Source organism: Janthinobacterium sp. (assembly GCF_009923995.1).
GTDB lineage: Bacteria > Pseudomonadota > Gammaproteobacteria > Burkholderiales > Burkholderiaceae_D > Janthinobacterium.
The window spans coordinates 180,838-187,797 of record NZ_RFSK01000003.1; the positions used below are offsets into that span (position 1 = coordinate 180,838).

At 63.8% G+C, this 6,960-nt stretch carries 6 protein-coding genes; 1 reads left to right on the forward strand and 5 read right to left on the reverse strand.

Features of this window, described 5'->3' with window-relative positions; all coding sequences use genetic code 11:
- Positions 1-9: 9 nt before the first annotated feature.
- Positions 10-1,557 (reverse strand): TerC family protein, encoded by a 1,548-nt coding sequence (locus EBS11_RS02830; protein ID WP_290600369.1) that lies wholly within the window; start codon positions 1,555-1,557, stop codon positions 10-12.
- An 83-nt stretch (positions 1,558-1,640) separates the two neighbouring features.
- Positions 1,641-1,916 (reverse strand): hypothetical protein, encoded by a 276-nt coding sequence (locus tag EBS11_RS02835; protein ID WP_290600370.1) that lies wholly within the window; start codon positions 1,914-1,916, stop codon positions 1,641-1,643.
- Positions 1,917-2,218: 302 nt separating this feature from the next.
- Between EBS11_RS02835 and EBS11_RS02840 the strand changes: the two genes are divergently transcribed.
- Complete coding sequence (locus EBS11_RS02840; protein ID WP_290600371.1) at positions 2,219-5,065, forward strand: pitrilysin family protein; 2,847 nt, start codon at positions 2,219-2,221, stop codon at positions 5,063-5,065.
- 206 nt (positions 5,066-5,271) lie between these two features.
- Here EBS11_RS02840 and EBS11_RS02845 read toward each other — a convergent pair whose 3' ends face one another.
- From EBS11_RS02845 to EBS11_RS02855, 3 genes are all read right to left on the reverse strand, one after another.
- Entirely contained in the window at positions 5,272-5,955 is a 684-nt protein-coding gene (locus EBS11_RS02845) for an OmpA family protein (protein WP_290600372.1), read from the reverse strand.
- A 199-nt stretch (positions 5,956-6,154) separates the two neighbouring features.
- Positions 6,155-6,301, reverse strand: a complete 147-nt coding sequence (locus tag EBS11_RS02850) for a lmo0937 family membrane protein (RefSeq protein WP_121670992.1) — start codon at positions 6,299-6,301, stop codon at positions 6,155-6,157.
- 197 nt (positions 6,302-6,498) lie between these two features.
- Complete coding sequence (locus EBS11_RS02855) at positions 6,499-6,777, reverse strand: hypothetical protein (protein ID WP_290600379.1); 279 nt, start codon at positions 6,775-6,777, stop codon at positions 6,499-6,501.
- Positions 6,778-6,960: the final 183 nt, after the last annotated feature.

Below are 6,960 nucleotides of genomic sequence, written 5' to 3' on the forward strand. Positions count from 1 at the left end.
GCCATTGTGTTACAAACTGTGATCGGGCTCGATGCGGCGCACGTCCACGCAGGCGATGCGGCGCTCGTCGGCCTCGACGATTTCATAGCGCAAGCCATCCAGTTCCAGTACTTCGCCCACGGCCGGCATGTTTTCGAAGTGCGCCAGCAGGAAGCCGGCCAGCGAGTTGTACTCGCCGTCTTCGCTGACCAGCGATTCCGTCTCGAGCACCTGCTCCAGGTAGTGCAGGTCCGTGGCGCCATCGATGCGCCAGTGGCCGGGGGCCAGCACTTCCACGTCGGGCTGCTCGTCCTCGTCGGGGAATTCGCCGGCGATGGCTTCGAGGATGTCGATGGGCGTGAGCACGCCCTGCACGGTGCCGAACTCGTCGACCACCAGCACCAGCTGGCCGCGCGAGCGCTTCAGGGTTTCCATGGCTTTCAGCACGCCGGCCGCTTCCGGCACGACGACGGCTTCGCGCATGCTGGCCGGGTCGATCTTGCCGTGCGAGACGAGGTCCTCGATCAGGTCCTTGCTGCGCGCGATGCCGACGACATTGTCGAGGTCGTCATTGCAGACAGGAATCATGCTGTGCGGCGTTTCGCGCAGCAGCTGCAGCATCTTCTCGCTGCTGTCGTTCAGGTTCACCCACGAGACGTCGCCGCGCGGCGTCATCACGGAGCGGATCGAGCGTTCGGCCAGGGTCAGCACGCCGCTGACCATGTTGCGCTCTTCCACGCCAAAGGCGGACACGTCCGGCAGTTCCTTCACTTCGTGTTCCTCGGCCGCCTCGCGGCCCTTGCGTCCGCCCAGCAGGCTCAGCACGGCCTGCGCCGTGCGGTCGCGCAGCGGGGCGTTCGACTGCAGCTTGAGGAAGTTGCGGCGCGCCAGCTGGTTGAAGAACTCGATGACGATGGAGAAACCGATGGCCGCGTACAGATAGCCTTTCGGGATGTGGAAGCCCAGGCCTTCGGCCACCAGCGACAGGCCGATCATCAGCAGGAAGCTCAGGCACAGCACGACGACGGTGGGGTGGGCGTTGACGAAGCGCGTCAGCACCTTCGAGGCCAGCATCATGACGACGATGGAAATGACGACGGCGGCCATCATCACGTACAGGTTGTCCACCATGCCGACGGCCGTGATGACGGCGTCGAGCGAGAAGACGGCGTCGAGCACGACGATCTGCGCCACCACCAGGCCGAAGCCGGCGTAGACTTTCGGGCCCGTCTGGGCGTGCGTGACGCCTTCGAGGCGCTCGTGCAGCTCGGTGGTGGCCTTGAACAGCAGGAACAGGCCGCCGACGAGCAGGATCAGGTCCCGCCCCGAGAACGAGAAGGTCCAGATGGAAAACAGCGGCGTGGTGAGGGTGACCAGCCAGGAAATCAGCGAAAGCAGGCCCAGGCGCATGACGAGGGCCAGGGTCAGGCCCAGCACTCTGGCCTTGTCGCGCTGATGCGGCGGCAGTTTCTCGGCCAGGATGGCGATGAAGATCAGGTTGTCGATACCCAGTACGATTTCCAGTACGACCAGCGTCAGCAGGCCGACCCAGATTGTCGGGTCAAATAACCATTCCATGTGTGTAACCTTGTAAAGTCAATCAATGTAAAGCGTGCCTGGCGGCCGTATGCCCCGGGCGTGTGCGTGCAGCGTGTTGCGGATCAGCGGCGGACGCGCGGCGGGCGCGTAGCCGGCCGCACGTCCGCTTCGGCAAGTGCGCCCGGTCCCGCTTGCCAAATGATGGCGTAAAACGGTACTTCCTGGCGCGAGCCGGGGTAGAGCGTGATGGGATCGTTGTCGCATTCTTCGGTGTCGCAGCCGTCGCCGGGCAAGCCCGCATGGGCGCTGGCGTCGGGGCAATCCATGCCGAAGGCGGGCGTGGCGGTGACGCCGGCCGCAATTGCATGCTGGAATGGGGAAGGGCTGGCGTAGGCCATGCTGGCAAACGCCTGGGGTAACGCGATGAAAACAAAAAGGCAGAGCAGGACGAGAGCTCGTCTCATATACAGGCAGATAGTTCTGGAACGGTCGAGTATAACACGCCCGCATAACAGCTTGATGACAGGGGCTTGCGTAGTTGATAAGCATGCCGTAAATTGTGAGAGTAATAATTTCACCCGGCGGCGAAGACGCAGCGCGGGCCGGGTGAACATTCTTGCGCCCGTATCACATTGCGCTTGCGCTCCATGTCTGCGCTCGCGCGTGTTTATTTCCAACGTCGTGTTACCAGGACTTTGCTTTGAAACCAATTACCGCTCTCCTGCTGGCCGCCGGCATCCTGTCGCCGTCGCTGGCCTTCGCCGCTACCCCGGTGCAAGCCGCCCCGACCCAGAAAACCGGCAAGGCCGCCGCCGGCCGCGCCGCCGCCGTCAAGGTCACTTCCGTCGAAGGCATCACCGAATACCGCCTGGCCAACGGCTTGCGCGTGTTGCTGTTTCCCGACGCCAGCAAGCCGACCCTGACCACCAACATCGTCTACCTGGTCGGTTCGCGCCATGAAAACTATGGCGAAACAGGCATGGCCCACTTGCTGGAACACTTGCTGTTCAAGCCCAGCGCCAACTTCGGCGTCAGGAAGGGCACGAAGACCCCCGTCGAGATCCTGAACTCGACGGGCGCGCAGTTCAACGGCACCACCTGGTACGACCGCACCAATTACTACGCCACCTTCCCCGCCAACGACGACAACCTGCGCCAGATGCTGGCCATGGAAGCGGACCGCATGGTCAACGCGGCCATCGACCAGAACGACCTGTGGAACCCGGTCACGCAAAAGGGCGAGATGACCGTCGTGCGCAACGAGTTCGAGATGGGCGAGAGCGACCCGATCGGCGTGACGAGCGAACGTATCCAGGCCATCGCCTACGACTGGCACAACTACGGCAAGTCGACCATCGGCGCCCGCTCCGACATCGAACAGGTGAACATTCCCCGGTTGCGCGCGTTCTATCATAAATATTATCAGCCGGATAACGCCGTGCTGATGGTGGCGGGCCGCTTCGACGAAGCGAAGGTCTTGACCCAGATCAATGAACTGTTCGGCAAGATCCCGAAACCGACGCGCGTGATCGAACCCACCTACACGGCCGAACCCGTGCAGGATGGCGAGCGCGCCGTGACGGTGCGCCGCAGCGGCGGCACGCAGTTCGTCGGCGCCGGCTACCACGTGGCGCCGTCCGGCAACCCGGAAGCGGTGGCCATCGAAGTGCTGGGCCACGTGCTGACGGACGCCCCGGCCGGCCGCCTGCACAAGGCGCTGGTTGAAACCAAGCTGGCCAGCAAGATCGAATACAACGCCGTGAGCAACCTGGAGCCGGGCTACAACCTGTTCGGCGCGATCGTGCCCGCCGATGGCAACCTGGACGCGGCGCAAGCGGCCATGCTGAAGGTGCTGGAAGAGCTGAAGTCGCAGCCGATCACGGATGCGGAAGTGGCGCGCGTAAAACAGCAGCTGAACAAGCAGGTCGAGCTGATCACCTCGAACACGGCGCGCATGACGATTGCCCTGACGGAGTCCTTGGCAGCCGGCGACTGGCGCCTGTTCTTCCTGCAGCGCGACCAGCTCGACAAGCTGACGACGGCGCAGGTGCAGGCGGCGGCCGAGAAATACCTGAAGAGCTCGAACCGCACCCTGGGCCGCTTCATCCCCACCGATGCGCCGGACCGCACCGTCGTGCCGGCCTACGCGGACGTGGCGCCGCAGCTGGCCGGCTACACGGGCCGCGCCGTCGTGGCGCAGGGCGAAGCGTTCGACCCCAGCCCCGACAATATCGAAGCGCGCACCACGCGCTTTACCTTGCCGAACGGCTTGAAAGGCGCCTTGCTGCCGAAGAAAACCAAGGGCGGCACCGTCAGCGTGGCGCTCAAGCTGCAGCTGGGCACGGAAGACAGCCTGCGCGGCAAGGCGCAGGTGGGCAGCTACACGGCCAACCTGCTGTCGCGCGGCACGGCGACCCTGTCGCGCCAGGAAGTGAAGGACAAGTTCGACCAGCTGGGCACGCAAGTGGCCGTTACGGGCGGCGCCGAGGGCGTGACGGCATTGTTGATGGGCAAACGCGAGAACTTGCCGGCGGCCATGGACCTGCTGGCGCAAGTGCTGCAAAAGCCGGCCCTCGCCGAGACGGAATTCCTGGAATTGCAGCGCGAGCGCGTGGGCCGCGCCGAGCAGGAATTGCCTGAACCGCAGCCGCTGGCCGTAAACGCCTTCCGCCGCCTGCTCGATGCCACGCCGGAAGGCCATGTGCGCCACGTGGCCACCTTGCCGGCGGAGCTGGCGCAATGGAAAGCCATCAAAGTTGCCGATGTGAAAGCATTCCATGGCGCTTACTATGGCGCGTCGAACGCCACCTTTGCTGCCGTGGGCGATTTCGACCCGGCCGCGCTGAAGGCCCAGGTGGCCAGCCTGTACGGCGGCTGGAAGGCGCAGCAGCCCTACGTGCGCATTCCTGACGCCGTCAAGCCCGTCAGCGGCGAAAAAGTGACGCTGGAAACGCCGGACAAGGCCAACAGCGTGCTGTTCGCCATCCAGCCGATTCCCCTCAAGGATGACGCCGCCAGCTATCCCGCCTTGCTGATGGCCAATCACATGCTCGGTGGCGGCGCCTTGCGCAGCCGCCTGGCCGACCGCATCCGCCAGAAGGAAGGCCTGTCCTACGGCGTCGGCTCGCAAGTGTCCGTGCCGTCGCGCGAGCCGGCCGGCTACTGGATGGCCTACGCCATCAGCGCGCCGCAGAACACGGTCAAGGTGGAAGCGGCCCTGCGCGAGGAAATCGCCAAGGTGCTGGCCGACGGCTTCACGGAAGCGGAACTGGCCGAAGCGAAGAAGGGCTGGCTGCAATCGCAGGAAGTGGGCCGCACGCAGGACAGCGCCCTGGCGCGCGAACTGGCCGGCTACCTGACGCAGGACCGCACCATGGCCTACGACAAGGACCTGGAAGCGAAAGTATCGGCCCTGACCCTGGCGCAAGTGAACCAGGGCCTGCGCGACTACCTGAAGCCGGAAGCCGTCTCCATCGTGACGGCCGGCGACTTTGCCAAGGTGGCGAAGGAAGGCGACAGCGGCGCCAAGGCCACGACGTCGAAGTAAGGTGCTGTAGATAAAATAAGCCCGCTGCAAGGTAACTTGCCAGCGGGCTTATTTTTATTCTGCGACGTTGATTTTGACCTGAACGTCACGACACCAGACAAAACCTCGCGAGCGGCGATGATTTGTGGCCGAGAAGCGCAACCGTACGAAGGTACGGTGAGCATCGCAGGCCGCAAAGCGCGCCGCGCAGCAGGTTTGGTCAGGTGTTATCCACGCGGCGCCATTTCGGCGACGTAGATCTCGACGCGTCGATTGCGCGCGCGGCCGGCCGCATCCGCATTCGAGGCGATCGGTTCGCGCGCGCCGCGGCCTTCCGTGACGATGCGCGTCGGCGAGACGCCGCGCATGGCCAGGTAGTCGCGCGTGTGGGCGGCGCGTTCCACCGACAGCGGTTCGTTGATGGAATCGCTGCCCGTGCTGTCCGTGTGGCCGATGATGCTGACCGTCGTGTTCGGGTTTTCATTCAGGGTGGCGGCAAAGCGGTCGAGAATGGGGCGGAAGTTGCCCTTGATGTCGGCGCGGTTGGTGTCGAAGGAAATATCGCTGGGGATTTCCATCTTCAGGCGGTTATCGGCCGTCTGCGTCACTTGCACGCCCGTGCCTTGCGTAGCCTGTTCCATCGCGCGTTTCTGGTTTTCCATGCGGTTCGACCAGATATTGCCGACGACGGCACCCGCTGCCGCGCCCAGCAGGGCGCCGCCAGCCGTGCGGCCGCTGCTGCCGCCGCCCGTGGTGCCGCCGATCAGCGCACCGAGGCCCGCGCCGACGCCGGCGCCCGTGGCCGTGCCGCGTTGCGTCGGGGACATGTCCGCGCAGCCGGTGGCGGCCATCGCGAGGACCAGCATGCCGATCAGGGATTTGGCGCCAGGGCCGGTTTTGAATGCTTTCATGGATTTTCTCCTTGTTTTGTTATCGGGACATACCCAGGACTACTCGTATCAACTATCCGTACGCGTGAACTACCCGCACACGTTACTGCAAAATGGACCGGCTTGCCAGCATGCGCACGGCAGGCGCGCGGCGCACGCAAAAAGAGCGGCGCCCGTTTGCACGCGCGCCGCCCCTGTCAGCCTGCGCCGCTGGCCAGGGCTATAAGCCCCGCCCGCTGATCAGGCGCAGCAGGATCATGATGACCGCCACCACCAGCAGGATGTGAATGAAGCCGCCGATGGTATAGGAAGTAACCAGGCCCAGCAGCCAGAGAATGATGAGTACTACTGCGATTGTATAGAGCATGATGTGTCCTCCGAGAGAGTGTGTGGATGAGGGTTGCCTGGCTTGCAAGCTGCTAGCGTCTGGCGCCGTCATCGGTTTTTGTCATTGCGCGGCGACCGGGTCGCTGAACGCTGATGCCATGACTTATTGTCTACTTTGTTTCTGAATTTATCTGTACGCTGCCGTACACAACCCTTATTTAGCCTTATTTGGCCAGATTATTTGCCCAGGCCCCGCTCCGGCAGGCGGCGCTGCGGGCGCGCTTGTTCCTGTCCGCCATCCATGCCCGGTATCCAGGCCAGCATGCCGGCCATGCCGACGGCGCCCGCCATGCAGCTGAGCATGCCGCCCGTGAGCAGCAGCATGACGCCGAACACGGGGGCGCTGGCCTGCGCCGGCGCCAGGTCCAGCGCGCAAAAGCCCAGTGCCGTGGCCAGCATGCCGCCGCCGATAAAGCCGAGCCAGATCCTGTTGCTGCCTGCCTTGTCGCTTTCCATAGCATCTCCTTGAAGGACATCCGTTGAAATTTCCTGAATGCATCATCTCGCGTCATGGCTAGCTCATCTGTACGCCAGCGAACATGATCAAAAAGAAAGGCTCTGTCCTCGATAAATAGGGGAACTCACAGTACGGCTGAGGTCTAACTGAGTGGACCAGCCAGACGGGAGCACCTCATGCAA